A 26753-nucleotide genomic window follows, 5' to 3' on the forward strand; every position below is an offset into this window, starting at 1 on the left:
GTTCACCTCGCTTGAAATAGTGTATATGCCTATACTTGGTTGCCTTGTACTTCACACTTCTTTTGAGTTGAAGTAACTATATTAGAATAAATCATATTGCAATAAACCATATTGCAATCAATCATATAGATATATAAGCGCTAAAACGATGAGTTCGGTTGTTGCAAGAAGGCCTCTTCTTCATCCGTTGACTCGCGATCTAAAATGTCATTGCGATGCGGATAGCGACCGAATTGTTCAATGATATCTTTATGACGATTTTCGAAATCCAGCGTATTGTCATCATGTAATTTTTCAAACAATGGTAAGTAGTGCTTATGGATCATCAATGATTCAGAGTGCATAAATGGCATGATGATAAACTTGCGCCATTCAGTCGGTAATGTATCAAAGTGTGGTTGTCCAATAGCCTCTTGTGCCAATGCGATAGCCATACTATCTTGTGCAAAAGCGCCTGCTTGCCCGCGGCACAAATTACGCGAAAACTGATCTAAGACAATAATTTCTGCGAGTCTGCCTGCCAACGCCGTGATGGAGCTATTGCTATCGGTTGGTGCGTTGGCGATACGCCATGTCATGCATTCACCTTGTTTTGCCGCATGCCAGATGTCACCGAATTTATCCTTTATCTGCTTATCAAAAGCATCATTTTGCGCAAACCAATATTGCTCATTGTCTTTGTCGAACCAAAACTCCAGTACTGCACGCGCATTAGCATCAAGATGTTCTAAATGAATATTTTTTGGGTCGAGCTGCGATGAATAAGCTTGGCTAGTAGCAGTGGAATAATCGGTTGATAGTGACATAAGATATTCTAATTATGATGAATTTAGTCTACTATAGCGCAAATATTTATGTCTGTCATGATGCCAACAGCAGCTATTAGGTAACCTCTTATGAATGCAAAAACTTCGCTAAACACCACCCAATCACCTCTACCGCCCACGCCTTATTATTTGCTCGATGAAGCGGCAATCGTTGCCAATATGCAGATTATCTCACGGCTGTGTGAGCTATCAGGCGCTAAAGCATTATTAGCGCTCAAATGCTTTGCAACTTGGGGCGTGTTCGATGTGATGCAACCTTATTTGCATGGCACAACCTCATCGTCACTGAATGAAGTCAGACTTGGCTACGAGACTTTTGGTAAAGGTAAAGACAGTGATAATAAAAAAGAAACTCATGCTTACAGCGTTGCCTATAGCGCTGATGAGATCGATGAAGTATTGAGCTATGCCGATAAGATTATCTTTAACTCAATCTCGCAACTCAATGCATTTAAAGACCAAGCTGCGGCAAAAAATATACCAGTTGGGCTGCGCTTAAACCCAAAAACCAGCAATTCGTCTTTTATCATTGCTGATCCTGCGCGTCCTTTTAGCCGTTTGGGCGAACATGATAAAAACAAGATTGCAGTGGTACTTGATGACATTAGTGGGGTAATGATTCATAACAACTGTGAAAATGACAGCTTTGAAGCCTTTAGTGCCAGCTTGGCAGATATCGAAGACAGATTTGGCGATGTTTTAGCGCAGCTTGAGTGGGTGAGTTTGGGCGGCGGTATTCATTTTATCGCGCCTGATTATCCACTAGAAAAACTGGCTAACAGGTTAAAAGGCTTTAGTGAAAAATATGATGTACAAGTTTATTTGGAGCCGGGTGAGGCAAGTATCCATGGTGCTGGATCATTGGTTACGACCGTCTTAGATACTATGCACAATGAAAAAAATCTCGCTGTAGTAGATTCATCCATTGAAGCACATATGCTGGATTTGCTAATTTACCGTGAGTCAGCGCCGATAGCGGCTGTGAATAGTGATTTAATGAATATTGCCTCTCTTGATATCGACCCTACCAATATCGCACCCATCAGCGAGAACGCTAAGTCAGCTGATAATACGATTATTTATGGTCGTTCTTGTTTGGCGGGCGATATCTTTGGTGAGTATGCCTTGCCAAATAACCTAAAAATAGGTGATACCGTAACCTTTGGTAATGCCGCAGGTTATACCATGGTGAAAAAGAACTGGTTCAATGGTGTTAATATGCCGGCGATTGTGATTCGTCGTCTAGATGGCAGTATAGATGTGCAGCGCGAATTTGATTATCAAGATTACAAAGCCAGCTTGTCTTAATTTAGTTGTGTCGATAAATCGATTTAAGTTTTAGAAAACAAAGACTTAAGTTTTAGAAAACAAAGACTTAAGTTTTTTTTGAATGAATTTAACTCGTCTGTTTTTTATACATTATTTTTACCGATGTCTTCATAAAAATTGTTATAATCGCCACGGGCAAAAGCCAGTCATCAAATGCTGCTTTGCCCGACGGGTGCGTGGGTTTTCCTCGGTCTTCCTTTTTAATTCACGCATATCATTCACTCGTTTCTGTTTTGACTCGCCACTATCGATGGTATCGACAGAGACACAAAGGAGGATTGTTCATTGAACACAAACCAACAAGCCAAATCTAGCAAAAAAGACGTACTCATCATCGGAGCCGGTGGTGTCGCTCAAGTGGTCGCGCATAAATGTGCGATGCATAACGACATCCTTGGCGAGATTCATATTGCCTCGCGCACGCAAGATAAATGTGATGCCATCGCCCAAAGCGTGAAAGATAAGAATAGCTTCAAGCAGCCTGCGGTATTGCATACGCACCAAGTGGATGCTATGGATACTCAGGCGCTGATACAGCTGATTCAAGAGTCGGGTATCCAAATCGTCATCAATGTCGGTTCGGCATTTATCAATATGACGGTATTGGAAGCTTGTATCGAGACAGGTGTTGCTTATATCGATACCGCCATTCACGAAGATCCACGCAAGATTTGTGAGACGCCGCCATGGTATGACAACTATGAATGGCAGCGCAAACAGCGCTGTGCGGATAATAATGTCACGGCGATTTTAGGGGCAGGATTTGACCCCGGTATGGTCAACGCCTATGCGCGTCTTGGCTATGACATGATGGATGCAGGTTCGGTGACGGATATCGATATCATTGATATCAATGCTGGCAGCCACGGTAAATACTTCGCTACTAACTTCGATCCTGAGATTAACTTCCGTGAATTTACCGGTACGGTTTACTCTTGGCAGGACAGCAAGTGGCAGTCTAATAAAATGTTCGAAGTGAAGCGTACTGACGATTTACCAGTGGTCGGCGTGCAAAACAGTTACTTAAGTGGTCATGATGAAGTGCATTCGTTATCCGCCAATTTAGACGTACCAAATATCCGTTTTTGGATGGGATTTGGTGAGCATTATATTAATGTATTCACTGTGCTACAAAGTTTGGGTCTACTCTCTGAGCAGCCGGTGATGACTGCTGAAGGGCAAGAAGTTATCCCATTAAAAGTAGTGAAAGCGGTTCTACCAGACCCAAGCTCTCTTGCACCGAACTATACGGGCAAGACCTGCATCGGTGACAAAGTCAAAGGCAAAATCAACGGCGTTGATAGCGAGGTATTTATTTACAATATCTCAGATCATAAAGACGCTTATAACGAAGTCGGTAGCCAAGGTATCTCTTATACCGCAGGTGTACCACCCGTCGCTGCTGCGATTCTGGTCGCAACTGGTGAGTGGGATGCTGGCAAAATGGTCAACGTCGAAGAGCTGGATGCCAAGCCATTTATCAATCTGCTGAATAAGATTGGTTTGCCAACGCGTATCAAAGATAGCGAAGGCGACAGAGCGTTAGCGTTTGATATTTAAATAACGAGTTTGATTTAGAAAAGCCTATCTTTTATAGATAGGCTTTTTTGTTGTCTGGGTTTTTACGTTAATTTTACGAGGAGGTAGGGGAGCTGATCCTGTCATTACCCTTCATTAGGATTATAATTTCTCAACGCCGCAATACGGTCATCCAGCGTTGGATGTGAGCGGAAGAGGTTCGCGATACTAAAGCCCGTAGATTGTCCTGATGAAATAGCAAATGCTTTCATACTCTCAGGCATTTGATCTGGACGCTGCTCAGAAGGACGCAAGGCATCAAGCGCACTAATCATTTTGTCTTTGCTAGCAAGCTTTGCACCCATCTGATCCGCACGGAATTCGCGTAGACGCGAGAACCACATTACGATGGCAGATGCCAAAAATCCAAGTAAAATATCCATCACAATACTCGTGATGAAGTAGCCAATACCTGGGCTATCACTGGTGTTTTTAAACACCGTCCGATCGACGAAGCTACCAATAATACGCGCAAAGAACATCACAAAGGCATTCACTACGCCTTGAATGAGCGCAAGGGTGACCATATCACCGTTTGCCACGTGACCAATTTCATGCGCCAATACCGCTTCTACTTCATCGGGTGTCATGCTTTGCAGTAAGCCAGATGAAACAGCGACCAACGCTTTGTTCTTATTCCAGCCTGTGGCAAACGCGTTTGGCTGAGAATTATTAAAAATCCCCACTTCTGGCATGCCAATATTTACCGCTCGCGCTTGTCTAGCGACCGTATCTACCAGCCATTTTTCAGTGGCATTGCTTGGCGTTTCAATAACCACCGTCCCCGTTGATCTTTTGGCCATCCACTTCGAGATAAATAGTGATACCATCGAACCAACCATGCCGTATACGCCGCACATAATGGCAAGGCTGGTGTAATTTAGCCCGCCTGCACCATGTACGCCACCAATTCCAAAAAATCTGGATAAAATACCAAACACGATGCTAAATACCACAATCACCGCTAAGTTGGTTAATAAGAACAATCCGATACGCATCATGATGCCAGTTTCCTCATTTAAATTTAAATACAGCTTTAAGACATAATACTCTATGAGGTATTATATTTTTATATATGTTTTTACTTTACATAAATGGCGTTATTTTGATAAATAACAATCCCAGTTAACCGTATAAATACAGTGATATAGTTAGAGAGCAAAGAATGAAAATAAAGAATAGCGACATCTAAAAGGTGAAAACAATTATTTTTTGACGGTTTAAATAGTAAAGGGCCAAAAGTAAAAATTAAAACGAAAATAGTGAGCAGGTATAATGAGCACTCACTGTTGAGGTTTTTTATTTGACGCTCTATGAGGTCTAATCATGAACGCTCTAGCACTTAAAGTCCCTCCAGTCGCCCAAGTGATTATTACCGCCGCTGCTATGTATGGCGTCTCTAAAATGGTTCCTGCTTTGACGTTCTCACTCAACGGCTCAACTGTACTGGCAGTGGCTTTGGGTGTGGTGGGTCTGAGCTTAGGTATCATGGGGGTGACTCAATTTAGAATCGCTCAGACCACACCCAATCCGCAAGCGTTAGAGAAGGTCTCTAGTTTAGTGACCAGTGGTATATATCAGTATAGCCGCAATCCGATGTATGTGGGCTTGGTGCTTATATTATTAGGCTGGGCGTTCTATTTGTCTCACCTTCTGGCGTTTGTATTATTGCCTATTTTTATACTTTATATGACGCGCTTTCAAATCCAGCCAGAAGAGCAGATGATGGCACGAAAATTCGGCAAAACTTATCAGGATTATCTAAATAAAGTGCGGCGCTGGATTTGAGGTATAGTAAGTAAAGATTTTATGATAAATGAATGAACAATAAAATCAGGGAGATGACGTTATGGAAATGAAAAACATACCTTTTGCTATTACCGATTGGACGACAGTAGAAGCGGTAGAAAACAAAGGTGAAACGGGCACGGGGTATTGGAAGACTTGCGAATTTAACAATATCAATGTGCATATGGTTGAGTACTCCGCAGGCTACCTTGCCGATCACTGGTGCGATAAAGGGCATATTTTATTTTGTATTGAGGGCGAGCTAAACACCGAGTTAAAGGATGGGCGTACTTTTACCTTAACAGCCGGTATGACTTATCAAGTAGCGGACAATAAGATTGCACATCGTTCGTCAACGAACACAGGTGCTAAGCTATTTATTGTTGATTGATATTGCCAGTAACACCATAAAATTCATAAAGCTATAAAATCATAGATCTATAAAAATAAAGCGAGAACATAAAATGCAACTAGAAATAAATGTCGTTGATGCTTTTACGAATACAGTTTTTAAAGGCAATTCAGCGGCAGTCGTTATTACAGAAGATTGGCTTTCTGATAATTTAATGCAGTCTATTGCTTTTGAAAACAACTTATCCGAGACAGCTTTTATGGTTCTTGACGATGACGGTATTTATCATATTCGCTGGTTTTCACCATTCACTGAGATTGCATTTTGCGGGCATGCAACCTTGGCGTCAGCCTTTGTGTTATTTAACAAAAACCCCAATGTAGAAAACATTAAATTTTCAGCCAAAGCGGTTGGTGTTTTGACCATCGTGCAAACAGACGATGGCAAGATACAAATGGATTTTCCAAACTCAAAGCCTGAAAAAGTTTATGATATTCCGGATAGTTTGTTAGCGGGTTTGTCTATTGTACCCATTGAGGTTTACCGCAATGAGAAAGCCTATTTTGTCGTTTTTGAATCTGAGTCTGACGTATTCAATGTAGAGTGTGATAATGAGAAATTAAAAGAGTTGTTACCATTAAATGTGGTGGTGACTTGTCAGGCTGAATCGGACGCTTATAATCATTATGATTTTATATCACGATATTTTTGGTCAAATAATGGTGGCGGTGAAGACCCAGTAACTGGCTCAGTGCATACTGGTCTTGCCCCATTATGGGCTGAGCGTTTGGCTAAAAATAACTTGGTCGCTTATCAAGCATCACGTCGCGGCGGGGTTCTAGACTGTGTCGTCGCTGGCGATAGAGTAATGATTTCTGGCAATGCCGTACAGTACATGACAGGTTTTATCACGATCGAGGAGTCATAGGGTTGACTGAATTAAAAACCTTTGGACTGTTTGCGCTGACCGCATTGGCAGAGATTGCGGGCTGCTATTTGCCTTATCTATGGTTGCGAGAAGGTAAGTCTATTTGGCTGCTTGTCCCTGGCGTACTAAGTTTGGTCGCTTTCGTTTGGCTGTTGTCTTTACATCCTGCTGCAGCTGGTAGAGTCTATGCGGCTTATGGCGGCGTGTATATTTCGATGGCTATTTTATGGTTGTGGACAGTGAATGGTATCAGGCCGACCACGTGGGATATAGTAGGTTCTGCGGTTGCGTTATTAGGCATGGCAATTATTATGTTTGCGCCGCGCGGTGCTTAGCATAAAGACCGCACCTAGCATAAAAAATGTCAATCAAACCGTGAGGTTCGATTGGCATAGATTTAAGTGACACAATGATGCACTAAATATTAATGTTTACCTAAGATACTGCCGTTGTCGTCTTTCTTAGATTGTTTGGCGGCTTTTTTCTCTTTTGCCGTTAATAGCGGTTTCTTTTTTACGTTCTTTTTACTGTCTTGACCTTTACTCATGGTTTTTTCCTCTTGAGATAAGCCGTAATACCTTTTAAGCCAATGTAAATAGCTGAAAGGTTAGATTAATGCTGATGACGCAAATAGTGCGTACTGCAATGAGTATATGCTTAAGGGGTCGCAATAGATAGCGCTAGCACAATTCACCTACGATTCGAGTCAATCCTGTATTCATCCCTTCTTTAATGCTACTTCTAAAAATTTGTCTGATAAATAGGTTGTATAAGTAGATTTTCGATGCCATGGATTTATTTAGTCAATACTGCTATTAATAAGTGCTTACTTACGGAGTCATCACGATTTGCTATAATAAGCCACAAGCCGATAAGTCGTCGCGGCAAACTTTTATAATATTCATATTTAGCATAAAAATGCTTACTGTTTTGGTTGATTGTTATGCGTATCCGTAAACTTTTTAAATTTGAAAATGCGCATATTGTGCGTAATTGTAGCTCTGAGCGCTGCAAACACTCTATCCATGGTCATAGTTATCAGATTGAGCTGATTCTTGAGGCTAAGCGCTTGGATCATGGGCAAATGGTCTATGATTTTGGCTTATTAAAATCGTCTATCAAGGACATTATCGATAGCTTTGATCACGCGATTTGTTTTTGGAATAAAGACGACCCTGAGTATGTCGCTGCCTGTAAAAAATTCAGTGCACGCTGGATAAGCTTGCCAGTATCGCCATCGGCAGAGCAGTTTTCACGCGTGATATTCTTTTGGGCGCAAGAAATTCTAAAACAAACCCAAATGCAAAACGGTGAATCTGATGTCAGCGTTTACTCGGTGATAGCACATGAAACCGCTACCGGTTACGCGCAGTGCTTTGCTGATGATGTGGCAAATGAGCAAATGGGTAAGCTTCATCTAGAAGCGTTTGAGTTTAGCGATCAAGTCAGTGCCGAGTGGCACGACCCTGAGCTATATGCCAAATTGATCCGCGGTGAAAGCTTTATCAACCCAACGGTGACTATGCAGGTACAGACGCAAGTGCAGGTAGGTAAGCCTGATGCCTAATAGTACAACAGAGGACAAAAATACTAAAACGCTGACACTGTATACAGAAGCTAATACTCAACGTTTGGCTGCGCAATTGGCAGCTTTACCCTTGACAGGTAGTGTCTGGTTGGCAGGTGATTTAGGGGCAGGTAAAACGACTCTGACTCGCTATTGGTTGCAGGCGCTCGGGCATGCAGGTGCCGTCAAAAGCCCGACTTATACCTTGGTTGAGCCTTATAGCATCGAGCAAAAAGATGGCTCGATCAAGCCAGTTTACCACGCGGATTTGTATCGTCTGCAAGACCCAGAAGAGCTGTCTTTTATCGGTTTTGATGAGTATTTGGATGAGCCAAATGCGCTGGTTATCATTGAATGGGCCAGCCGCGCAGACAGCTATTTGCCGCCGCCGACCTTGTTTATCGATATGACGCAAGCTACTAGCACTGATAAGGATAATGAGTCTCGTCAAGTTGAGCTGCGACTATCGAAGGCTGGACAAGCGCAAGGCTTGGATTTATCCTCTGTTAAGATTTAATTATACATTTGAATGTTCAACAGACCTTAATATAAGTCATCGATATCTGCTAGCACTACTTACTTATCATCAAGTAAAACAACGATACCTCTTAATGCCGAAAATGCCAGACAATCATTCTTATACTCGCATCAAAAAGCTATCGCCGCTGCTCATCAATCAATTGGCAGCGGGTGAGGTAGTGACACGCCCAGCAGCCGTAGTCAAAGAGCTGCTAGAAAATGCCATTGACGCTGGTGCGACCAATATTGAGATACATATTACCCAAGGCGGCATGGGTATGATTGAAGTGGTCGACAATGGCGTGGGTATTCATCCCGATGATATGGTCATGGCAATTACCCGTCATGCAACCAGTAAAGTCGCGGATGTCGCTAACTTACACGGTATTACGACGTTGGGTTTTCGCGGGGAGGCGTTGGCGGCGACGGCGGCAGTATCTCGGCTGACTTTAACCAGTAGCCATGATGACAGTGGCATCGGTCGCCAGTTGCAAGTCGCGGGTGTGTTAGATGATGCGCCAAAGCTCATGCCAGTTGTGCATCATCGTGGTACGACCATTACGGTTAAGGATTTATATTTCAACGTACCAGCACGCCGTGGCAATTTGAAATCTATTGCGACGGAGTTCGGTCATATCGAAACGATTGTGCGCGAAGTGGCTTTGGCGCGAGCAGATGTGGCACTGACGCTCTTTCATGACCATAAAAAACGATTGTCACTTTCTTCAAGTGCGATGTCTTTAAGTACCATGTCTTCAACTACAAGGCTTTCAAATTCAAAGTCTTTAAGTGCCGTTTCTACAAATGCTAATGGCAATAATAATATCACTCCTTTGCCATTATCACGTCTTGAGCAAGCGACTAGGTTGTCGTTAACCAAAAAGGCGTTAGAAATAGCGATAGATCTCACCAGTTTAATGCAGTCATCTAGAGAGTATGTTAATAATAGCTTTGGCGATCAAGCAAGCGTTAATGGTTGGTTATGGCCTATCACTGATTCGCAGGATACCTTACCAAAGTTAATCTATGTGAATGGCAGACTGGTAAAAGAAGCATTGATAAGCAATCAGCTACGCCAACTTGCCCAAACTGCTCAGTTGGTGGGTATTGGCTATGCGCTTTATTTTGACTTGCCCACTCAGTGGCTCAATATCAATGTGCATCCATCTAAACAGCGTATCAAAATAAGTCCGCTCAATAATATTATGGCGCATGTAAGCCATGCGATTCGGGCAAAACTTAAGACGGTAGTGATTACAGAGACGATCAGATCTCCTAATGCTAATGATGCTATTCAAATACTAGGTAATAGTGAGGTAGTAGATAGTAATCTGTCTATCGATAATGCATTCGCTACTGTAATGCCAAACACATCAACGACCATTCATTCAAGCAAAAGCCATCAGGTAAAAGCGCCCAAACAACCCTATCAGTTGTCAGAAAATAGGTATTCGCCTCAAACCTTAAACGTATCAAGTGTTTCTGAGAAAATAAGTCAAAACACTAGAGATATCGCTAACGATGTCGCAATACATTCGACATCTTTGCCTTATTGCCTAGACGTTGTTACTCATTTAAATGAGGCATCAACCGAATCTGTTGGCACAACATATAGTGAGGACAAAGCGCTGCCTTGGTTATTGTTTTATCATCAAAGCCAATGTGTATTGATCGGTGCAGAGAATTGGCAATCAAAGATGTGTTCGTTATTTGAGTCAAGTTTATTTAGCAATAGGGCATATAAAAAAGATCAATGGTTGCACAGTGCAAATGACATTAATCAACAACTTGCCGCCGTGAGCATGCAAATGTCAAAGCAAGACTTGATGGTGTTCTTGGCGGATATCGACGCGTTACTGACTCAGTATGCGATCAAAGCTATAGATGGTAATCAATTAGCAACGTTGATGCTATCATCTGCACCTGAGTCAAGATAATCGTAACGACACAAAATATAATAAGTAGATTTGAGCAATGACACCGCTCAAAGTTGTTTATTGCTACTAATATCATTAATAAAGGCAAGCCTATGCAACGTTCATCTGACAGCTCATCTTATCGCCTAAACGCCAATTTAGCGGATAATAGCGTGGTGTGTTTGATGGCGCCGACAGCAAGTGGCAAGACTGCACTGGCTTATGAGTTATATGATACAGGGCGTTATGAGCTAATTTCAGTAGATTCAGCGCTGATTTATCGTGATATGAATATCGGTACGGCAAAACCAACTGCTATTGAGTTGGCGCGTTACCCACATCATTTGGTTGATATTATCGATCCTATGCATAGCTATAGCGTCGCCGAATTTGTGAATGACGTTGCCCGTTTGATTGATAGCTGTCACGAGAATGGCAAAATACCGTTGCTGGTTGGCGGTACTATGATGTATTACATGGCACTGCTAGACGGGCTATCTCCAGTACCTGACAGTGATGATAGTGTTCGCGTACGTGTGGAGCAGTGGCGGCAAAATGAAGGCATTAGTGCGCTTTACGACTATTTGGGTGAGATAGATCCGATCAGCCATGAGCGCCTTAATGCGACTGATACTCAGCGCATCACCCGAGCAGTTGAAGTTTATCTGCAAACTGATATTCCTATAAGTGACTGGCAGCGAAAGCCCAAGCAGGCATTGGCAAATAATCCCAATCAGCAATGGCATGCATTGACAGTCATGCCTGATCGTCCATGGTTGCATACACGTATCGAGCAACGTTTAGATATCATGTGGAATGACGGGTTGGTGACTGAGGTCATTGGTCTGCTGAAGCGCTATCCTTTAACACCAAATCTACCGTCCATGCGATGCGTTGGTTATCGACAAGTACTAGAATACCTAGTACACATCGATCACCCAGTATTTGAACAGCCTAATCTAGACAAAGCGCAATTTTACAGTGCTTTTGAAGTGCTCCAGTCTTCAGCTCAATCAAGCTTGTCTGATGGTGCGACCGAGGCACTTGCTTGTCAGCAAATGCAAAATAAGGCATTATATGCGACAAGACAATTGGCAAAACGTCAGTACACATGGTTACGCAAAGTCATGCAATTGCCTAGTACTTGCATGGATGGGGCGATAGCAGCCGATACCTCTAGCGAGAAAGGCTATTCTATAGACCGCAATATGGTGGTAAAAGCATTCACCACCATGGCGCAGGCAAGAGACTATTTATATTAAATCTATCAATGATACTAGGGCGTGTCCTCATTTTAAAAATGGCGATAAAAATTAGATAAACTGCCTCAAAATATGGTATGAGTTAATACCTTGTAAATACAATATGGTGTACTAAAAATATAGTATTGCAAAAAGCTCTATGCAACTATTATAAAGTAATGACAATTAGTATCAAATTATATCGTAGATAGCTGTTATAATTTAAATTCATCAAAATAGTAGGTGTAATACTAGCCTAACTGTGTATTTAATCAATATTAATTGACGTTTGTTGATAAAAATAACTAATGAAACAACTAGTTACTTAATTATTTACAATAATAATGTATTCGCGATAAAGTGGAATCACTTAAGAACAAGTAGCGTTTATTTAGATACGTTTTATAAAGAAAATTTATTATTGTATCTGCCGTTAGCCATTATAATTAAATTAACACTTAAAATAATTGGCACTAAAACATAATTAATAATATTTAGGAGAGCTCTCATGTCAAAAGGACAAACTTTACAAGATCCGTTTTTGAACTCGCTGCGCAAAGATCGCATTCCTGTCTCTATTTTTTTGGTCAATGGTATCAAGCTGCAAGGTCAGATTGAATCATTTGATCAGTACGTGGTATTGCTCAAAAACACTGTCAGTCAAATGGTATACAAACACGCTATCTCAACCGTCGTGCCTGCACGTAATCCACGTAGCAGTACGACGACAGGTACGAGCACCCAATCGCAAAGCGCTGCTCCAGCAGGTTATCAAGGTGGTGGGTTTGAACGCGGTAGTAATCCTGCTAGCACAGGTGGCTTTGAAGAGCGCGGCTTTGCGTCTAATCGCAGTGGTTTTAATCGTGGCGGTTTTAGCCAAGGCCAAGATCGTGGTTTTGAGCGTGGTAGCTTTGGTCAGAGTCAGGAGCGTGGCTTTGAGCGTGGCGGTTTTGGTCAAGACCGTGGCTTCGAAAACCCAGCAGATAATACGGGTTTTGAAGAAAAACCAAATGATGGATCTAATGATAACAATGGTTAGAGACCAAGGGTTAGAGAGAAAGATTCATTATCGAAGGCGCATTACTAATACGTGATTTATCCGATCAAAACCTGCTTTTTATAGTGGGTTTTTTTTGTATAAATAAACGTATAATAATGGTCTAAAATGGCGTGCCGAGTTGTTAGCGATTGGTTTCTTAGATTATTATTAATATTGGGCATAGTATAGTAAAATACAGTATTGATTCATTATAAAATAGAGCGAATCCATGAGTAATACCCAAATCAATCTAACCCATGAGCAGTTTATTAGTAAGGCCATCGAAGCGATTAACACTGAGATATCGGCATTGGCTTTACTAACAGAGCAGATAGACGATAGGTTTGCACAAGCATGCGATATTATTTTGGCTTGTAAGGGTCGAGTCGTGGTCACTGGTATGGGTAAGTCAGGATTGATTGGACGTAAAATAGCGGCGACGTTTGCCTCTACTGGCACGCCAGCCTTTTTTATGCATCCTGGTGAAGCTGGGCATGGCGATTTAGGCATGTTGGTAAAAGGTGATGTACTGCTTGCTATCTCTAACTCTGGTGAGTCCGATGAGATTAAGATGCTGCTGCCAGTGGTCAAACACCTAAATATTCCACTGATTAGTATTAGCCGTGATAAGCGCGGTATGTTGCCTCGTGCCGCGAACATTGTATTGACGCTCGGTAAATCGCAAGAGGCTTGTCCACTTAATCTTGCTCCTACTTCCAGTACCACGGCGACTTTAGCGCTTGGCGATGCATTGGCCGTTGCCTTAGTCCATGCGCGCAACTTTACCTCAGAGGATTTCGCATTATCGCATCCAGCAGGCGCATTAGGTCGTCAGCTGCTAACGCGAGTTGAAGATTTAATGCATACTAAGTCGGAAGATTTACCACTCATTCATCAGCAAGCGCCACTGCAAGAAGCGCTTTTTACTATGTCTGCTGGGCGCTTAGGAATGACGGTGGTGACCGATGATAATGATAAGGTGGTTGGGGTATTTACAGATGGTGACCTACGCCGTGGTCTAGAAAAAGGCATCGATTTGCAAACGCCGATGGGTGAAGTAATGGTTAGTAATCCACGGCACATTAGCAAGACCATGCGCGCATCAGATGCGCTCAGTGTGATGAATGAAAATGGTATTAGCCAGTTGCTAATTATTGACGACCAAGATCGTTTAGAAGCAATTATTACGGTACATGATTTGCTACAAGCCGGTGTAAAATAAATAGCATTAATAAAGATATCGGTTTGTACAGTATAGATTCACACAGTATCTATTTATAACAATAAAATGTAAAAAATAGCCTTAAGAAAGAGGGATATGATGCAAGACTTAATCAAAAAAGCCGGACAAGTAAAGCTGTTGATAATGGATGTCGATGGTATTTTATCAAACGGTCAAATTATCTATGATGCCAATGGTATCGAGACCAAGGCCTTTTCTGTCCATGATGGCGTAGGCGTTAAGTCGTTAGCACGTTATGGCATTTTGACGGCTATTATTACAGGTCGTAGCAGTGCCATGGTAGATAAGCGCGCTGCGGAAATGGGCGTTAATTATGTGGTGCAAGGTCGTGATGATAAGCTGGTTGCTTTAAATGAGCTGCTAACCATAATTGATCCAGCGCTCAATATCACGGCTGCTGATTGCGCTTATATGGGCGATGATTTACCAGACATTAAAGCGATGCAGACCGTTGGATTTGCTGCAACAGTACCCAATGCGCATGCTGAAGTCATCAATCGCAGTGACATGGTCACCACCCGAGCAGGTGGCACTGGCGCTGTACGTGAAGTATGTGACCTCATTTTGAAAGGTCATGGACACTATCAAAACTTCATCGCGCACTATACGCTTGATGCAGCCGAAACTCAGGATAATTTGTCGTGAATACTCGTGTTTTAATAGTTCTTGCCTTAATTATTGCTGGTATTGCAGGTTGGTTTTTTCAACAGCAAGGAGAGATAGCGCCGCCAGTTAGCATGGAAGCGACCGATGTTGATTATGAAGCAACAGATATCAAAGCGGTACAGACTAATGAGAAAGGCGAAACTGAGTATGAGCTGACTGCCAAAACATTGACGCACAATCCAGAGACCAATTTAGACGAGATGTCAGGCATCACTATGAATTGGGAGCCTTCGGCAGAGCAGCGTTATCGTATTGAAGCGGGTAGTGCTGCTATCAGTCAGCAGACGGGTGAACTCAGCTTGTCAGGGGGCTTTTCACTGGTTAGTGAAGGCAATAAAAACGCGCCAGATATTGAACCGATAAAGGTGACAGGTAGTATCCTTAAAGGCAATACTAAATCAGGGCAAGTATATAGTGACGCGCCTGTTAAGATTGAACAAGGCATGAATCGGTTTGAAGCTTCTAGCATGACCGCCAACCTTGAGACCGGTGAATATGAGTTTGGTCAAGTGGCTGTCGCTTTTACTCCAGCTGAACGCCAAGATAAAGCATTGTTTTGATTGCAGTAACTCTTATTGACTATGTAATAAGAATAGCAGCTAGCATAAAGTTTGCAAATCCTACTACCCATTATAAAACGAGTGATTTTTATGACATCTAAATTTTTGCCTACTTTGCGCTCATCATTAGCACGCTTTAATCTAACATCGTGCCGCTTGCGTCAATTACATGTGCTGCCAACGGTTATGCTGCTGGCACTACCACTTTACAGTCATGCGCTGCCATCAGATGCCAATCAAGAAATCAAACTATTGGCTGATAAAGCGACCTATAGTGAGCGTACAGGCGTTACCAGCTACTCGGGTAGTGTCATTATCACTCAAGGTACGTTTAAAATGACCGCTGATAACATTACGGTTAACCTATCACAGGGTCGCAGTATCAACTCGGCAGTAGCGACTGGACGCCCTGCAACCATGCAACAGGTGGTCACACAAGAAAAAGGGCTGGCAAAAGGTCAAGCCAATAAGATTGATTATAATGCGGTCACTGGTATTGTTACATTGACGGGTAATGCTAAGTTGGTTCAAAATGGCGCCAGTTTTGCGGGTAATGTCATTCGTTATAGCCTAAAAGCTGGTGATGTTGAAGCAACTGCTGGCGGTAATCAGCGCGTAGAGTTGGTTTTTCCGCCCAGTAGTAATGGTAGCCAAAGTAGCATCCGCTAAAAAGCTGAATGGTTAATGTAACTGTATCAACACCCCTTAGTGTATTAGTGCTTGAATTCTGCAACCGTATGAGTAAGTTATGAGTGATAATAAAAATATAAACCCTTTGGTAACCAACAATAACGCAGTACCTGCAACGCGACTATCAATGCAAAATCTAGGCAAACGCTATGGTAAGCGCTGGGTTGTGAAAGATGTCTCTTTCTCCGTAGAACAAGGGCAGGTCGTTGGTTTACTAGGTCCAAATGGTGCAGGGAAGACAACCAGCTTTTATATGGTGGTAGGGTTGGTCAATATGGACAAAGGCCGCGTCACTTTAGGAAAAATGGATCTGTCTAAATATGCCATGCATGAGCGTGCGCGTGCAGGAATTGGTTACTTACCACAAGAAGCATCTATCTTTCGCAAATTGTCTATCGAAGACAACATCTTAGCTATTTTAGAAACTCGTAAAGAATTAAATAAAAGCGAGCAAAAGCAAGAGCTGGAAAAACTAATCGGTGAGTTCCATCTAGAGCATGTACGAAAATCATTAGGCATGAGCGTATCAGGTGGTGAGCGTCGTCGCTGTGAAATTGCCCGTGCATTGGCGGCTGACCCAAAATTCATTTTATTAGATGAGCCATTTGCAGGCGTGGATCCTATCTCTGTTGGTGATATCAAAGACGTTATTTTGACACTCAAAAATCGTGGGATTGGTGTTTTGATTACTGATCATAACGTTCGCGATACCTTGGCTATTTGTGAGAAAGCTTATATCGTCTCAGAAGGTGCTATTATTGCTGAGGGTACTTCTAGTGAAGTGTTAGAAAATGAATTGGTGAAAGCCGTTTATTTGGGTAAAGACTTTCACGTATAAATGAGGATGTGTTGAGCATTGTATTTGTCTCTAATACATTTTTGCTAAATGCGCATCGATTAGCTCTGCGTATTTTTAAATGTTCAATACACCCCTAATATCTCAACGTGTTTTTCGCGCTACTATTTACGCTGTCTGTTAGATTTATAATTTCCATTAAGTGCTCAAGACAGCGCTTGCTAATTTTCCTATATCTAGCTATTCATCACATTTAGCATCACCTCTTCTATAAGATCTAGTCCATCATACTGATGGCTAATTTATCTCAAAAATTATTCTCAAATTAACGCTTATCAGAGCGTCACGATATTTTATCAATTAATCTTGATTGGACACTTGAATAAGGTTCATACGTTATGGCAAAAAATAAGAGCAGTTATGTCTGTCAGCATTGCGGCGCGCATTTTGGCAAGTGGGCAGGGCAATGTACCGATTGCGGTGAATGGAATAGCTTGGTCGAAGCACCAAATGTGAGCATGCCGCATCACAATAAAAACGTTTCTAAACCAGTAGCAAATAGATCGGCACCTCGTGAATCAGGCGGTGCACCAGCAGGAAATTATTCAGGTACGCATAGTGCGGTAATGCCGCTCAATGCCGTGAGCGTAACGCTAGACACACGCTTACCAACTGGTATTAGTGAGTTTGATCGTGTACTTGGTGGAGGATTGGTTGCTGGTTCAGTCGTTTTAATCGGCGGTGATCCTGGTATCGGTAAATCGACGATTTTGCTGCAAACTGCGACTAATATGGCACGTGCCGACTCGTTGGCAGGTAGCGCCTTGTATGTGACTGGTGAAGAATCATTGGCACAGGTTGCTATGCGCGCTAGGCGCTTAGATTTACCGGCCGATAGATTACGCGTACTGGCCGAAACCAATGTAGAGACTATTTGTGCCGCCTTGACTCAAGAGCAGCCCGCCATCGCTATTATTGACTCTATTCAAACCATTTATACGGATGCAATCAATTCTGCACCTGGCGGCGTCAGTCAAATTCGAGAGTCTGCGGCCATCTTGACTCGCTACGCCAAACAGACAGGCACCGCGCTATTTTTAGTGGGTCACGTAACCAAGGAAGGCACGCTCGCAGGGCCGCGCGTTCTTGAACACATGGTTGATACTGTCTTATATTTTGAAGGTCAATCAGACTCACGTTTTCGGATGATTCGTGCCGTCAAAAACCGCTTCGGTGCCGTCAACGAATTAGGTATTTTTGGTATGACAGATATGGGACTGAAAGAGGTCGCCAATCCATCAGCGATATTTTTGAGCCGCTATGACAAACCCGTTGCTGGATCTGTCGTCATGGTCAGCCGCGAAGGCACACGACCCTTGTTGGTGGAGGTACAAGCGTTAGTCGATGATTCGCAAGGCTCACCTAGACGAATGGCATTAGGATTGGATTTTCAGCGTCTGTCCATGCTGCTGGCCGTCATGCATCGTCATGGCGGTATTCATACCAGCGGACAAGATGTGTATGTCAACGTCGTCGGTGGTGTCAAGGTTATAGAGACGGGATCTGACTTAGCAGTATTGTTGGCTTGTGCCTCAAGCATTAAAGAAAAAGCCTTGCCATCGTCATTGGCCGTATTTGGTGAAGTGGGATTATCGGGTGAAATCCGTCCTGTACCGAACGGTCAAGAACGTTTAAAGGAAGCGATGAAACATGGATTTAAGCATGCCATTATCCCAAAAGCCAATGCGCCTGCTAAGGATGCTCCTCAATTTAAAGGCATCAATGTGATTGCCGTTGAACGTCTCGATGATGCCATTGAGAGTGCATTTGAACTGTAAGGTGTAAGGGTTAATCATTTTGATTACACCTTGTTTTATAAGTTATTGCTAGGCGCTACAGCTTTATCTGTAGCTTAATGGATACAATAAACTGAAACCACAAAAAAGCGCCTAACACATCAGTGTTAGGCGCTTTTTATAGTCTAATACAAATAGACTGTTTTTTTAGAATTATGGTCCTGAAACGCGCTCAATAGCAACATTACCCACACCTTTACCCGTAATACCGAGTTTTTTGGCAGCACCATAAGACAAATCTAGCACACGGTTACCATGGAATGGACCACGATCATTCACTTTTACCACGACGCTTTTACCATTGGTCTTATTCGTGACTTTAACATAGCAATTCAATGGCAGTGAACGATGCGCCGCTGTCAAACCATTCATATCGAATGTTTCACCACTGGCTGTTTTACGACCATGGAATTTACGACCATACCAAGAGGCTAGGCCTGTTTGCTTGAATTTACTGACCGAGTTAGAGGCTACGGCTGTCAGACGCTCTAATACATCTTCATCATTGGTCAGTTGAGAGGTGTCACTGGCTAACAGTGAGCTGCTAAGTGCCAACGAGGTTGGTTGACGTGCTGACTTCACCAAACTTGATGCGCCATCATGTTGACGGCTAAGCTCACCAAGTACGCGATCGATATGGGAGGCGTTATCTTGTGAAATCATCGCAAGAGAGGTTTTGGCTTCTACAGCATTTGCATTAGTAGCAACCGCGGAGCCAGCAAACAATACTGCTGACATGGTAAGTAAACCAGATAAACGCTTATTCATAGACACCTCTATAACTTATACTTTAAAATCTAACTCTAATAGTTCTAGACTGAGCATGGCAATGTTAGACCAATCTAACAGCGTCACAAACTCTAAAGCCGCATCATCAATATTTTTTTTCATATAATTATTGATACTAAACGTGGCTTTTATAGATTTTAAGGTATGGTAATTTTTCATTTTATTATCATAAGCGGGTCAGGATAATACGACCAAAGATACTTATGAAACGCTCAAATGACAGCTAACGATATTAGTAGAATACCCAATCTGAATACAAAGGTTGAGTACCGAATTCGCTATATGTGCTATTTACAAACTTTCTAACATTGCTAAATTAATAAAGGTTTTAGAAGGCCTTACGTGTGTCTTTGTTATTAAACCGTTAATTAAGTAGTGTATTTGAAAGCTTGGAATCTACAATTCGCTAACTATACGTACGAGCTACAACCAAAATATAATTAAATGCAAAGTTTATTAGTAGCTATGTACGGGTTATGTATCAAAGTACAGTAAAACGAGGTTAACGCAATTATTTGTAAAAAACAAGGATTAAAATCTATCAGTACCAATTGGCAACGAAGTGTTTTAATGAGAAGAAATATGAGGGTATTTTTAATTACTTCAATTAAATCAATGGCTTGTATTTATTATTAAAAATAGATAGAAGGATTTTTATGGCAAGTTATAGGACTTGCCATAAAATGATGAAACAATAAAATTTGTTAGAAACTCTTAATTTGTTGTTGATTTATATTTATTTTTGAGCATTTTGCATGTGACAACACTCTAAATAAAGGCTTTAATTGGCTGGTTTATTTGCCTTACGACTTTTATATAGCCTGTGTTCTTTGATTTTTAACATGAATAGCATTAAGATAAAGTTTGAATGTTCATTAGAGAATCACTGGTAACTGTGCATCAACTGGGCTTATGAGTGTGAATGGACATAAGTAGTCCAAATCCTGCCATCAAAGTGACGATCGCAGTACCGCCATAGCTAATGAAGGGCAGAGGAACGCCAACGACGGGTAAAATACCACCAACCATACCCACATTAACGAACACATAAACAAAGAAAGACATGGCAATTGCACCCGCTAGTAATCTACTGTATACATCAGGATGGGTGAAAGCGATGTATAAGGCGCGCAGGAGTAAACAGGAATAAATGAACATTAATAAAATCACGCCCAACAAGCCAAACTCTTCTGAAAAAGCCGCGATAATAAAATCAGTATGACCTTCTGGTAAAAAATGTAAATGCGACTGCGTGCCTTCTAAATAGCCCTTACCAGTGAGCCCACCCGCACCGATAGCGGTTTTTGACTGAATGATATTCCACCCAGCACCTTGTACATCGGCTTCAGGATTGAGCAGTGTTAAGACACGGGTACGCTGATAATCATGTAATAGAAAGTTCCAAGCAATCGCAATAAGCGGTATCGCTAATATGGCGGCAGCTGAAATCAATCGCCAAGATAATCCTGCCAAAAAAAGCACAAAGATACCACTGGCTGCCACCAATAGCGACGTCCCAAGATCAGGCTCTTTTGCAATTAATAATACAGGGACGATGATTAAGGCTAAGGTAATGACGATGCTAGATAGAGAGGGCGGTAGATCACGCTTGGATAAAAACCAAGCACACATCATTGGCATCCCAAGTTTCATAAATTCTGAGGGCTGCACACTGCCAAACCCCGGTAAATTAATCCAGCGCTGAGCACCCATACGTACTTCACCGATGATATCGACCAATACCAATAAAATTAACCCCATTACATAAAAGATGGGTGTAAAAGTGCGATAAAGGCTAGGCGGTATCTGTGCCATGATAAACATAACCGTAAAGGCCACACCATAGCTGACCATTTGACGTAATACCATACCGACATCTTGACCGGCCGCACTATATAAAATTGTCAAACCAATGCAGCAAACCGTCAATAAGAGGAGGGTCAACCATGGATCGATATGTATACGCTGCCATAACGATGGTGCATGGCCTTGGCCTAAGTGATGGCTCTGACGTGAAAAACGGTATTGCGGATTAGAAGACATAGGCAAAGTGTGTCTGGCAATTGGGGTAAGAGGGAAGTTTCAAATCAGATCAACATTTAAAGGTAATCGCACCGTATCTATATCTATGCAAGTAAAATATCGTAGATAAAGTAACACATAAGAAATAAAGTCACATAATTATAAAAATTATAAGGATAAGTGTTAATTACCAATAACACGCCTCTGATTAGAGGCGATAGTTTAGCTTGCTTGCTGAAAATTTGATAGTATCGATAAAACGTTTTTAGCGGTAGCTTGTTGCAATGACCAATACAAAAAAATATCCTTATAAGCAGATTCACAAGCCTATGCTTGCACTACTTATGTGTGCCAGTAGCATCTCTGTTCATGCCGCTATTATCAGCGACAATAGTGAACGCCGTATCCAAGTACGTCAGGGTAGTAGCAGTAATGCTTACATCAGACCTTCGACGAATAATACAAGCTATAATTCTGGCGTTACCATGCTGAGTGGCGATAGCATGCAAGGATTGATTGCTCAAAAGCAGCGTGATTTTGATTTCGATGACAGTCTGTCTATTGAAGAAAATAAGCGCATGAATATCAATCGGCGCGCGCCTGTTTATAATACAACTTACAGTAATAACAGCTACAGCACTGCGAATAATACTTACAATAGTACTTATACTGATTCTATTAGTATGGATTTTAACGCGTGGTTGAATAGCAATAGCTACCGTGCTAGGCAAGTAGCAGATTTTCAACGCTACTTAAATTCGCGGGTAGGGGTACACAATGTACCGCCTATGTCGCAGTTGCTCACAACAGCGCGAAGCTGGAGCAAATGTGGTTATGAGCCTTATCAGTTGCCACCGCAAGAGTTATGGGCAAATATCGTCCCAACATTACGTTTATACGGCGAATTGAAGCATCAAGGAATTCTACCCATCAGTAGTGAAATACGCTCGGTATATCGCAGTCCTGGTCTTAATGACTGTGCAGGTGGCGCCGATAGTAGCAAGCATATGAATGCCAGTGCTATCGACATCTGGGTACCAGAGTATGAAGATAACTTATGGCGGCTCAGTACGATGCAAGATGGCCTATGCCAGTTTTGGCAATATCAGGGTCAATCTCATAATTTTGGTTTAGGGCTATATGCTACGGGTGCGATACATCTAGACACGGATGGTTATCGTAAATGGGGCTTTAATCATGCCAGCAGCTCATCTTCGTGCCGCTATTAAGTCATTTATGATCTATCAAAAAACCAAATAAATATAAACCAGAGCGAATTAAAGTAGAGTAAAAGCGCTATAATAATACTGAGAAACGTTTTCTGAACAAGGCTCTCTAACGGCAGAAGATTCCGCTACTGATCCTGACAGAAACTTACAGGACGTTGAGGATATTGAAGATAATATTAAGAACTCTTACGCTCGGCTGGCTTCAAAGCGCTCAGATATCTGTCCAAAATTCATACAAGAAGAAGTAGGTAGTCAGGTCGTTGAGCGTACTGCAGAAGTGATGGTGAATAATCATTGTGATTATTTCTTATACCCACGCAGTGGTCAGCAGATCTCGGTTAGCATTAACGACAGTCAAATTGAAGCGCTACTAATAGTGCCAGCGCTGCATGACTTCGCCAATGGTGATTATAAAGTAGACTCTTATGACAAGCACGTGATTCGATTGACCTATAATGGTGCAACTTATAAGCCTGAAAATTTCATGTATGACGTGGCAGTGACTATTTCTGGTTAAGAGCATTATTTTTTGTATGGACAACCCATTATCGACTTTTAGTACCACTCATAAACAGTGCTACTCATAATTTATTACCACTCATAAAGAGTGCCAACCTATAAAGAAATGCTGGGCAATACTAAATAGTGTTGCCCAGCATTTCTTTGTGCGGCTATTTATTGGTCTTTTTATCTTTCCAAGGATCCTCTTGTCCAACGGTGACAATCAGGAAATCATCAGGTTTAAGGGTATCTTGCATGGTTTGATTGACTTCTGATAGCTTTACTTGATCAACACGTTTGACATAATCAGTCAGATAGCTGTTTGGTAATTGATAAAAATTCATCATCCCAAGTAAGCCATTAATTCCTGCATTGCTCGCAAAACCCATCGGAAAGCTATTCTTAAGATTGTCCGTCGTTAAGCGCATCTCAGTGCTGGTGATACCTTTTGCTAAAGTGTCATTGATAACGGCTAAGCTGGCATCAATGGCCGCGCGCGCCTTGTCATTACGCGTTGAAAAACCGATTTGGTACGGTCCTCGTGCCAGCATGGGATTCATAGAGCCTGATATGCCATAAGTGTAGCCCAAGTTTTGTCTAATCTCAGTCATGAGTCGCGCATTAAAATCACCGCCTGCAAGTACCTCATTACCAACCGCAAAGTTGGTTTGCTTCTGCTGAGACTGGGGATCGGTGGCGCGCTTATCTCCCAATTGTCCCATGAGTACGGTGGTTTGAGTACTTGGAAAGGGAATATGAATGTGCTTGGCTTGGCTCAGTGGTTTTGGTTCAGGCAGCTCAGTTGCAGGCTGACCCTTCGGTAATTTGCTAGTGATATCTTCCGCCAGTTTTTTTGCTTGCTCTAAGGTTAGGTTACCAGTGATGGCAACAGAGGCATTTGCTGCGACCAAATAGCGGTTTTTGAAATCTATCAGTTGTTGCTTTTCGATAGTAGGAACGCTTTCAAGCGTACCCGCTGATGGATGGGCGTAAGGATGCTCGCCATACAATGCTTCGCTAAATGCAATGCTAGCAAGGCTGTTGGGATCTTGTTTTTGCTGCTGTAAACCAACCAATAATCGTGCTTTATTACGTGCTAGGATGCTGTCGTCAAAGGCAGGTTCGCTGAGCATCTGAGTCATTAAATCAACGGCTGGAAGTAGATGCTTATCATCAGATAAGCTACGTAGTGAGACAATAAACATGTCTTTATAAGCACTACTGTTTAGGTTGATACCCAAGGTTTCGACAGCACGAGTAAATTCATTTTCGTCTAAGCGTTTAGAGCCTTGCGTCAACATAGTGGCAGTCATATTAGCAATACCAAAACCTGTGTTACTAATACTGCCATCACGGGCGCTACCAGCGTTAAAACGCAAGTCGATATCGACAATCGGTAAGGCTGTTGTTTGTACAAAACGTACGGGAACGCCTGCCTTGGTTTTGAACTGCTGAATCGTTGGGATGGTAACGGTTAACGGTTTATCATCATCAAGGCTGGTTAGCTTTGATAATGCGGCAATTGGTGCGCTGGTATCCACGGCCGCAGAGCCACGATATTCTTCAGCACCTGTTGTGTTTGCTTGTGCTGTCAACGTTGTTAGACCTAGCAAGATGCCAATACTAAGATGCGACAGCTTTTGCATGGTGGCGATTGTTGATGGTATTGAGCTGCACGCTTTTTTTCTATTTTGCAACAAATCACTATTTTGAGTCATGGTTTTCTTCTTATAAATAAGGTCTTTATGATTGGCGCTTGTATCGAATAAAGAGCTAACACGGCGCGATTATTTCTCTGTCGCTGCTTGGTCTTTAGGTGGGATGACATGCATCACTGTTAAATTGTCTTTTACCAAATACTTTTTGCTAGCAGCTTGTATGTCAGCAATCGTCACGCTATCGAGTTTGGTGGGCAATTCAGCAAGCAGCGTATCGTCAAGACCGATAGACTGTAAGGAGCCAATCATCTGCGCCTGACCTTCCATACTGTCTTGCGCATAGACGAGCCCTGTGACCGTATTGGTTTTGGCACGCTCGATTTCATCGGCGGCGATGGGATCGGTTTTGAGCTTTTCTATTTCAGCCATAATGGCTTGTTGTGCTTGCTCTAAGCTGACACCTTCACGTGGAGTCGCTTGTATCAAAAACAGTCCATCTCCACGATCTAGCAAGTCATATGAAGTGCCCACTGTGGTCAGTAGACCTTGCTCGCGTATCAATCGACTCTCAAGGCGCGCAGAGAGACCACCGTCTAATACATCTTGAGCCAGTGAGAGCGCATAAGCTTGTTTTTCATTAGCTGCACCAGCAGTGACGAGACTGGGTACGTTATAACCCATTAACAATACTGGTACTTGTACGGCTTGCTCGGAGTCGACTTGCTGATAGCCACGGAAGCCTTTTTGACTGACGGCAGGACGTTTAGGTAGATCGCTTGGTGTTAGCTCACCAAAGTAACGTTTGACTTGAGCCAACACCTCTTGCGGTTTAACGTCGCCAACGATGACTAACGTTGCATTGTTTGGTGCGTACCATGTTTTATACCAGTCTTTTAAATCTGTAAGGGTAATGGATTCAAGCTCATCCATCGGACCAATAACGGATTCGCCTTTTGGACTATTCGGGAGTGCCAATAAGCGAAATGACTCATAAGCCTTGGCAAGTGGATTATCATCAGTGCGTTGGCGGCGCTCCTCCATGACCACTTGGTGCTCTTTGGTAAATTCCTGCTCATTAAACAGTAGGTTTTTCATACGATCCGCTTCTAGCTCTAATGCCAAAGGAAAACGGTTGGCAGGGAATAGCTCGTAATAGCCCGTATAGTCGTAGCTGGTAAACGCATTATTGACGCCGCCAAATTTAGCAATCAAGCGCTCATAGTCGTCGCTCGAAACGTTAGTAGTGCCTTTAAACATCATATGCTCAAGCAAATGCGAGATGCCCCCTTTATCCAGTGGCTCATCTGCTGACCCAACTCGATACCAGATTTGAGTCATTACTACAGGTGCACGATGGTCTTCTTTTACCACTACCTTTAGACCGTTTTCTAATTGATATTCGTGTCGACCTGACATATCCATGGTCAATGCTGATGAGGGCTGAATGTCTTGACCTGATTTAGCGGTATTTAGCCCATCTTTACCCAAGGTATTTTGAATGACTGGCTTCTGAGCAGTCGACAATGTGTTGGCGCTGATAGTACTGGTTTGGCAAGCAGCAAGAGTCGTTGCTATTGCTAAGGCACAGGCAAGACGTAGAGAGGCGGTAGGTAAGGGCAAAGGTGATAAAGGCAGTGGCATGGTATATTCTACTTATAT

Annotated in this window: 26 protein-coding genes and 1 pseudogene; 19 read left to right on the plus strand and 8 right to left on the minus strand. The window is 42.4% G+C overall.

What is annotated here, in order from left to right:
- Positions 1-140 precede the first annotated feature (140 nt).
- Complete coding sequence (locus tag ACP69U_RS00390; protein ID WP_426137462.1) at positions 141-806, minus strand: DUF924 family protein; 666 nt, start codon at positions 804-806, stop codon at positions 141-143.
- A 90-nt stretch (positions 807-896) separates the two neighbouring features.
- Between ACP69U_RS00390 and ACP69U_RS00395 the strand changes: the two genes are divergently transcribed.
- Complete coding sequence (locus ACP69U_RS00395) at positions 897-2135, plus strand: carboxynorspermidine decarboxylase (protein ID WP_426137463.1); 1239 nt, start codon at positions 897-899, stop codon at positions 2133-2135.
- A gap of 306 nt (positions 2136-2441) precedes the next feature.
- On the plus strand, positions 2442-3716 hold the full coding sequence (locus ACP69U_RS00400) for a saccharopine dehydrogenase family protein (protein WP_055124939.1): 1275 nt from the start codon (positions 2442-2444) through the stop codon (positions 3714-3716).
- Between the two features lie 104 nt (positions 3717-3820).
- Here ACP69U_RS00400 and htpX read toward each other — a convergent pair whose 3' ends face one another.
- A complete protein-coding gene (htpX, locus tag ACP69U_RS00405; protein ID WP_238033860.1) occupies positions 3821-4735 on the minus strand; it encodes a protease HtpX in 915 nt (304 codons plus the stop codon).
- 325 nt (positions 4736-5060) lie between these two features.
- Here htpX and ACP69U_RS00410 point away from each other — a divergent pair, with 325 nt between their 5' ends.
- The 4 genes from ACP69U_RS00410 to ACP69U_RS00425 all read left to right on the plus strand — a co-directional run bounded on the left by ACP69U_RS00410 (position 5061) and on the right by ACP69U_RS00425 (position 7137).
- Complete coding sequence (locus ACP69U_RS00410; RefSeq protein ID WP_426137464.1) at positions 5061-5522, plus strand: methyltransferase family protein; 462 nt, start codon at positions 5061-5063, stop codon at positions 5520-5522.
- A 61-nt stretch (positions 5523-5583) separates the two neighbouring features.
- Positions 5584-5913: a DHCW motif cupin fold protein gene (locus ACP69U_RS00415; protein ID WP_238033862.1), complete on the plus strand. Its 330-nt coding sequence runs from the start codon at positions 5584-5586 to the stop codon at positions 5911-5913.
- A gap of 73 nt (positions 5914-5986) precedes the next feature.
- Positions 5987-6802: a PhzF family phenazine biosynthesis protein gene (locus ACP69U_RS00420; RefSeq protein ID WP_426137465.1), complete on the plus strand. Its 816-nt coding sequence runs from the start codon at positions 5987-5989 to the stop codon at positions 6800-6802.
- 2 nt (positions 6803-6804) lie between these two features.
- Positions 6805-7137, plus strand: coding sequence for a YnfA family protein (locus tag ACP69U_RS00425; RefSeq protein ID WP_201553890.1), 333 nt, complete (start codon positions 6805-6807; stop codon positions 7135-7137).
- An 89-nt stretch (positions 7138-7226) separates the two neighbouring features.
- Here ACP69U_RS00425 and ACP69U_RS00430 read toward each other — a convergent pair whose 3' ends face one another.
- Positions 7227-7349, minus strand: coding sequence for a hypothetical protein (locus ACP69U_RS00430; RefSeq protein WP_020443648.1), 123 nt, complete (start codon positions 7347-7349; stop codon positions 7227-7229).
- Between the two features lie 396 nt (positions 7350-7745).
- Between ACP69U_RS00430 and ACP69U_RS00435 the strand changes: the two genes are divergently transcribed.
- The 11 genes from ACP69U_RS00435 (at position 7746) to radA (ending at position 18877) form a co-directional block, all read left to right on the plus strand.
- Positions 7746-8369 (plus strand): 6-pyruvoyl trahydropterin synthase family protein, encoded by a 624-nt coding sequence (locus ACP69U_RS00435; RefSeq protein WP_045446397.1) that lies wholly within the window; start codon positions 7746-7748, stop codon positions 8367-8369.
- Complete coding sequence (gene tsaE / locus ACP69U_RS00440) at positions 8362-8886, plus strand: tRNA (adenosine(37)-N6)-threonylcarbamoyltransferase complex ATPase subunit type 1 TsaE (protein WP_426137466.1); 525 nt, start codon at positions 8362-8364, stop codon at positions 8884-8886. Before ACP69U_RS00435 ends, tsaE begins: the two co-directional genes overlap by 8 nt.
- A 94-nt stretch (positions 8887-8980) precedes the next feature.
- A complete protein-coding gene (mutL, locus tag ACP69U_RS00445) occupies positions 8981-10825 on the plus strand; it encodes a DNA mismatch repair endonuclease MutL (RefSeq protein WP_426137467.1) in 1845 nt (614 codons plus the stop codon).
- Between the two features lie 92 nt (positions 10826-10917).
- Positions 10918-12066, plus strand: coding sequence for a tRNA (adenosine(37)-N6)-dimethylallyltransferase MiaA (gene miaA, locus ACP69U_RS00450; protein WP_426137468.1), 1149 nt, complete (start codon positions 10918-10920; stop codon positions 12064-12066).
- A gap of 487 nt (positions 12067-12553) precedes the next feature.
- Positions 12554-13084, plus strand: a complete 531-nt coding sequence (gene hfq / locus ACP69U_RS00455; RefSeq protein WP_426137469.1) for an RNA chaperone Hfq — start codon at positions 12554-12556, stop codon at positions 13082-13084.
- 229 nt (positions 13085-13313) lie between these two features.
- Positions 13314-14306, plus strand: coding sequence for a KpsF/GutQ family sugar-phosphate isomerase (locus ACP69U_RS00460; protein WP_314885075.1), 993 nt, complete (start codon positions 13314-13316; stop codon positions 14304-14306).
- 99 nt (positions 14307-14405) lie between these two features.
- Positions 14406-14972, plus strand: coding sequence for a KdsC family phosphatase (locus ACP69U_RS00465; protein WP_426137670.1), 567 nt, complete (start codon positions 14406-14408; stop codon positions 14970-14972).
- On the plus strand, positions 14969-15553 hold the full coding sequence (lptC, locus tag ACP69U_RS00470) for an LPS export ABC transporter periplasmic protein LptC (protein ID WP_426137470.1): 585 nt from the start codon (positions 14969-14971) through the stop codon (positions 15551-15553). The genes ACP69U_RS00465 and lptC overlap by 4 nt, the downstream gene beginning before the upstream one ends.
- A 90-nt stretch (positions 15554-15643) precedes the next feature.
- Positions 15644-16222: a lipopolysaccharide transport periplasmic protein LptA gene (gene lptA / locus ACP69U_RS00475; RefSeq protein WP_045452840.1), complete on the plus strand. Its 579-nt coding sequence runs from the start codon at positions 15644-15646 to the stop codon at positions 16220-16222.
- A 79-nt stretch (positions 16223-16301) separates the two neighbouring features.
- Positions 16302-17081, plus strand: coding sequence for an LPS export ABC transporter ATP-binding protein (lptB, locus tag ACP69U_RS00480; protein WP_426137471.1), 780 nt, complete (start codon positions 16302-16304; stop codon positions 17079-17081).
- Positions 17082-17437: 356 nt separating this feature from the next.
- The gene (radA, locus tag ACP69U_RS00485; protein ID WP_109590006.1) at positions 17438-18877 is read left to right on the plus strand and encodes a DNA repair protein RadA; all 1440 of its coding nucleotides are present in this window, start codon (positions 17438-17440) and stop codon (positions 18875-18877) included.
- Positions 18878-19048: 171 nt separating this feature from the next.
- On the opposite strand, the pseudogene ACP69U_RS00490 reads toward radA, so the two are convergent.
- The 3 genes and pseudogenes from ACP69U_RS00490 to rodA form a co-directional block, all read right to left on the minus strand.
- Positions 19049-19390 (minus strand): annotated as a pseudogene (locus tag ACP69U_RS00490) (septal ring lytic transglycosylase RlpA family protein); the annotation flags it as partial.
- Positions 19391-19678: 288 nt separating this feature from the next.
- Complete coding sequence (locus ACP69U_RS00495) at positions 19679-19843, minus strand: hypothetical protein (RefSeq protein ID WP_426137472.1); 165 nt, start codon at positions 19841-19843, stop codon at positions 19679-19681.
- Positions 19844-20584: 741 nt separating this feature from the next.
- On the minus strand, positions 20585-21727 hold the full coding sequence (gene rodA, locus ACP69U_RS00500; protein ID WP_055124925.1) for a rod shape-determining protein RodA: 1143 nt from the start codon (positions 21725-21727) through the stop codon (positions 20585-20587).
- Between the two features lie 263 nt (positions 21728-21990).
- Between rodA and ACP69U_RS00505 the strand changes: the two genes are divergently transcribed.
- Positions 21991-22935, plus strand: a complete 945-nt coding sequence (locus tag ACP69U_RS00505) for a D-Ala-D-Ala carboxypeptidase family metallohydrolase (RefSeq protein WP_426137473.1) — start codon at positions 21991-21993, stop codon at positions 22933-22935.
- Between the two features lie 280 nt (positions 22936-23215).
- Complete coding sequence (locus tag ACP69U_RS00510) at positions 23216-23452, plus strand: hypothetical protein (RefSeq protein WP_426137474.1); 237 nt, start codon at positions 23216-23218, stop codon at positions 23450-23452.
- A 154-nt stretch (positions 23453-23606) separates the two neighbouring features.
- On the opposite strand, the gene ACP69U_RS00515 is transcribed toward ACP69U_RS00510, so the two are convergent.
- Both ACP69U_RS00515 and ACP69U_RS00520 read right to left on the minus strand, forming a co-directional pair.
- Positions 23607-25154 carry a M16 family metallopeptidase gene (locus ACP69U_RS00515; protein WP_426137475.1) on the minus strand — a complete coding sequence of 516 codons (1548 nt, stop codon included), beginning with the start codon at positions 25152-25154 and terminating at the stop codon, positions 23607-23609.
- A gap of 69 nt (positions 25155-25223) precedes the next feature.
- Positions 25224-26735 (minus strand): M16 family metallopeptidase, encoded by a 1512-nt coding sequence (locus ACP69U_RS00520; protein WP_426137476.1) that lies wholly within the window; start codon positions 26733-26735, stop codon positions 25224-25226.
- Positions 26736-26753 lie beyond the last annotated feature (18 nt).

The sequence above is a fragment of the Psychrobacter sp. TWR1-1-1 genome, assembly GCF_049895865.1.
Lineage (GTDB): Bacteria > Pseudomonadota > Gammaproteobacteria > Pseudomonadales > Moraxellaceae > Psychrobacter > Psychrobacter immobilis_A.

Coding starts and splice junctions, on each gene's coding strand:
- ACP69U_RS00390 (WP_426137462.1), bottom strand. CDS start 806: ATGTCACTATCAACCGATTATTCCACTGCTACTAGCCAAGCTTATTCA.
- ACP69U_RS00395 (WP_426137463.1), top strand. CDS start 897: ATGAATGCAAAAACTTCGCTAAACACCACCCAATCACCTCTACCGCCC.
- htpX (WP_238033860.1), bottom strand. CDS start 4,735: ATGATGCGTATCGGATTGTTCTTATTAACCAACTTAGCGGTGATTGTG.
- ACP69U_RS00410 (WP_426137464.1), top strand. CDS start 5,061: ATGAACGCTCTAGCACTTAAAGTCCCTCCAGTCGCCCAAGTGATTATT.
- ACP69U_RS00415 (WP_238033862.1), top strand. CDS start 5,584: ATGGAAATGAAAAACATACCTTTTGCTATTACCGATTGGACGACAGTA.
- ACP69U_RS00420 (WP_426137465.1), top strand. CDS start 5,987: ATGCAACTAGAAATAAATGTCGTTGATGCTTTTACGAATACAGTTTTT.
- ACP69U_RS00430 (WP_020443648.1), bottom strand. CDS start 7,349: ATGAGTAAAGGTCAAGACAGTAAAAAGAACGTAAAAAAGAAACCGCTA.
- ACP69U_RS00435 (WP_045446397.1), top strand. CDS start 7,746: ATGCGTATCCGTAAACTTTTTAAATTTGAAAATGCGCATATTGTGCGT.
- tsaE (WP_426137466.1), top strand. CDS start 8,362: ATGCCTAATAGTACAACAGAGGACAAAAATACTAAAACGCTGACACTG.
- mutL (WP_426137467.1), top strand. CDS start 8,981: ATGCCGAAAATGCCAGACAATCATTCTTATACTCGCATCAAAAAGCTA.
- miaA (WP_426137468.1), top strand. CDS start 10,918: ATGCAACGTTCATCTGACAGCTCATCTTATCGCCTAAACGCCAATTTA.
- hfq (WP_426137469.1), top strand. CDS start 12,554: ATGTCAAAAGGACAAACTTTACAAGATCCGTTTTTGAACTCGCTGCGC.
- ACP69U_RS00460 (WP_314885075.1), top strand. CDS start 13,314: ATGAGTAATACCCAAATCAATCTAACCCATGAGCAGTTTATTAGTAAG.
- ACP69U_RS00465 (WP_426137670.1), top strand. CDS start 14,406: ATGCAAGACTTAATCAAAAAAGCCGGACAAGTAAAGCTGTTGATAATG.
- lptA (WP_045452840.1), top strand. CDS start 15,644: ATGACATCTAAATTTTTGCCTACTTTGCGCTCATCATTAGCACGCTTT.
- lptB (WP_426137471.1), top strand. CDS start 16,302: ATGAGTGATAATAAAAATATAAACCCTTTGGTAACCAACAATAACGCA.
- radA (WP_109590006.1), top strand. CDS start 17,438: ATGGCAAAAAATAAGAGCAGTTATGTCTGTCAGCATTGCGGCGCGCAT.
- ACP69U_RS00495 (WP_426137472.1), bottom strand. CDS start 19,843: ATGAAAAATTACCATACCTTAAAATCTATAAAAGCCACGTTTAGTATC.
- rodA (WP_055124925.1), bottom strand. CDS start 21,727: ATGTCTTCTAATCCGCAATACCGTTTTTCACGTCAGAGCCATCACTTA.
- ACP69U_RS00505 (WP_426137473.1), top strand. CDS start 21,991: ATGACCAATACAAAAAAATATCCTTATAAGCAGATTCACAAGCCTATG.
- ACP69U_RS00510 (WP_426137474.1), top strand. CDS start 23,216: ATGGTGAATAATCATTGTGATTATTTCTTATACCCACGCAGTGGTCAG.
- ACP69U_RS00515 (WP_426137475.1), bottom strand. CDS start 25,154: ATGACTCAAAATAGTGATTTGTTGCAAAATAGAAAAAAAGCGTGCAGC.
- ACP69U_RS00520 (WP_426137476.1), bottom strand. CDS start 26,735: ATGCCACTGCCTTTATCACCTTTGCCCTTACCTACCGCCTCTCTACGT.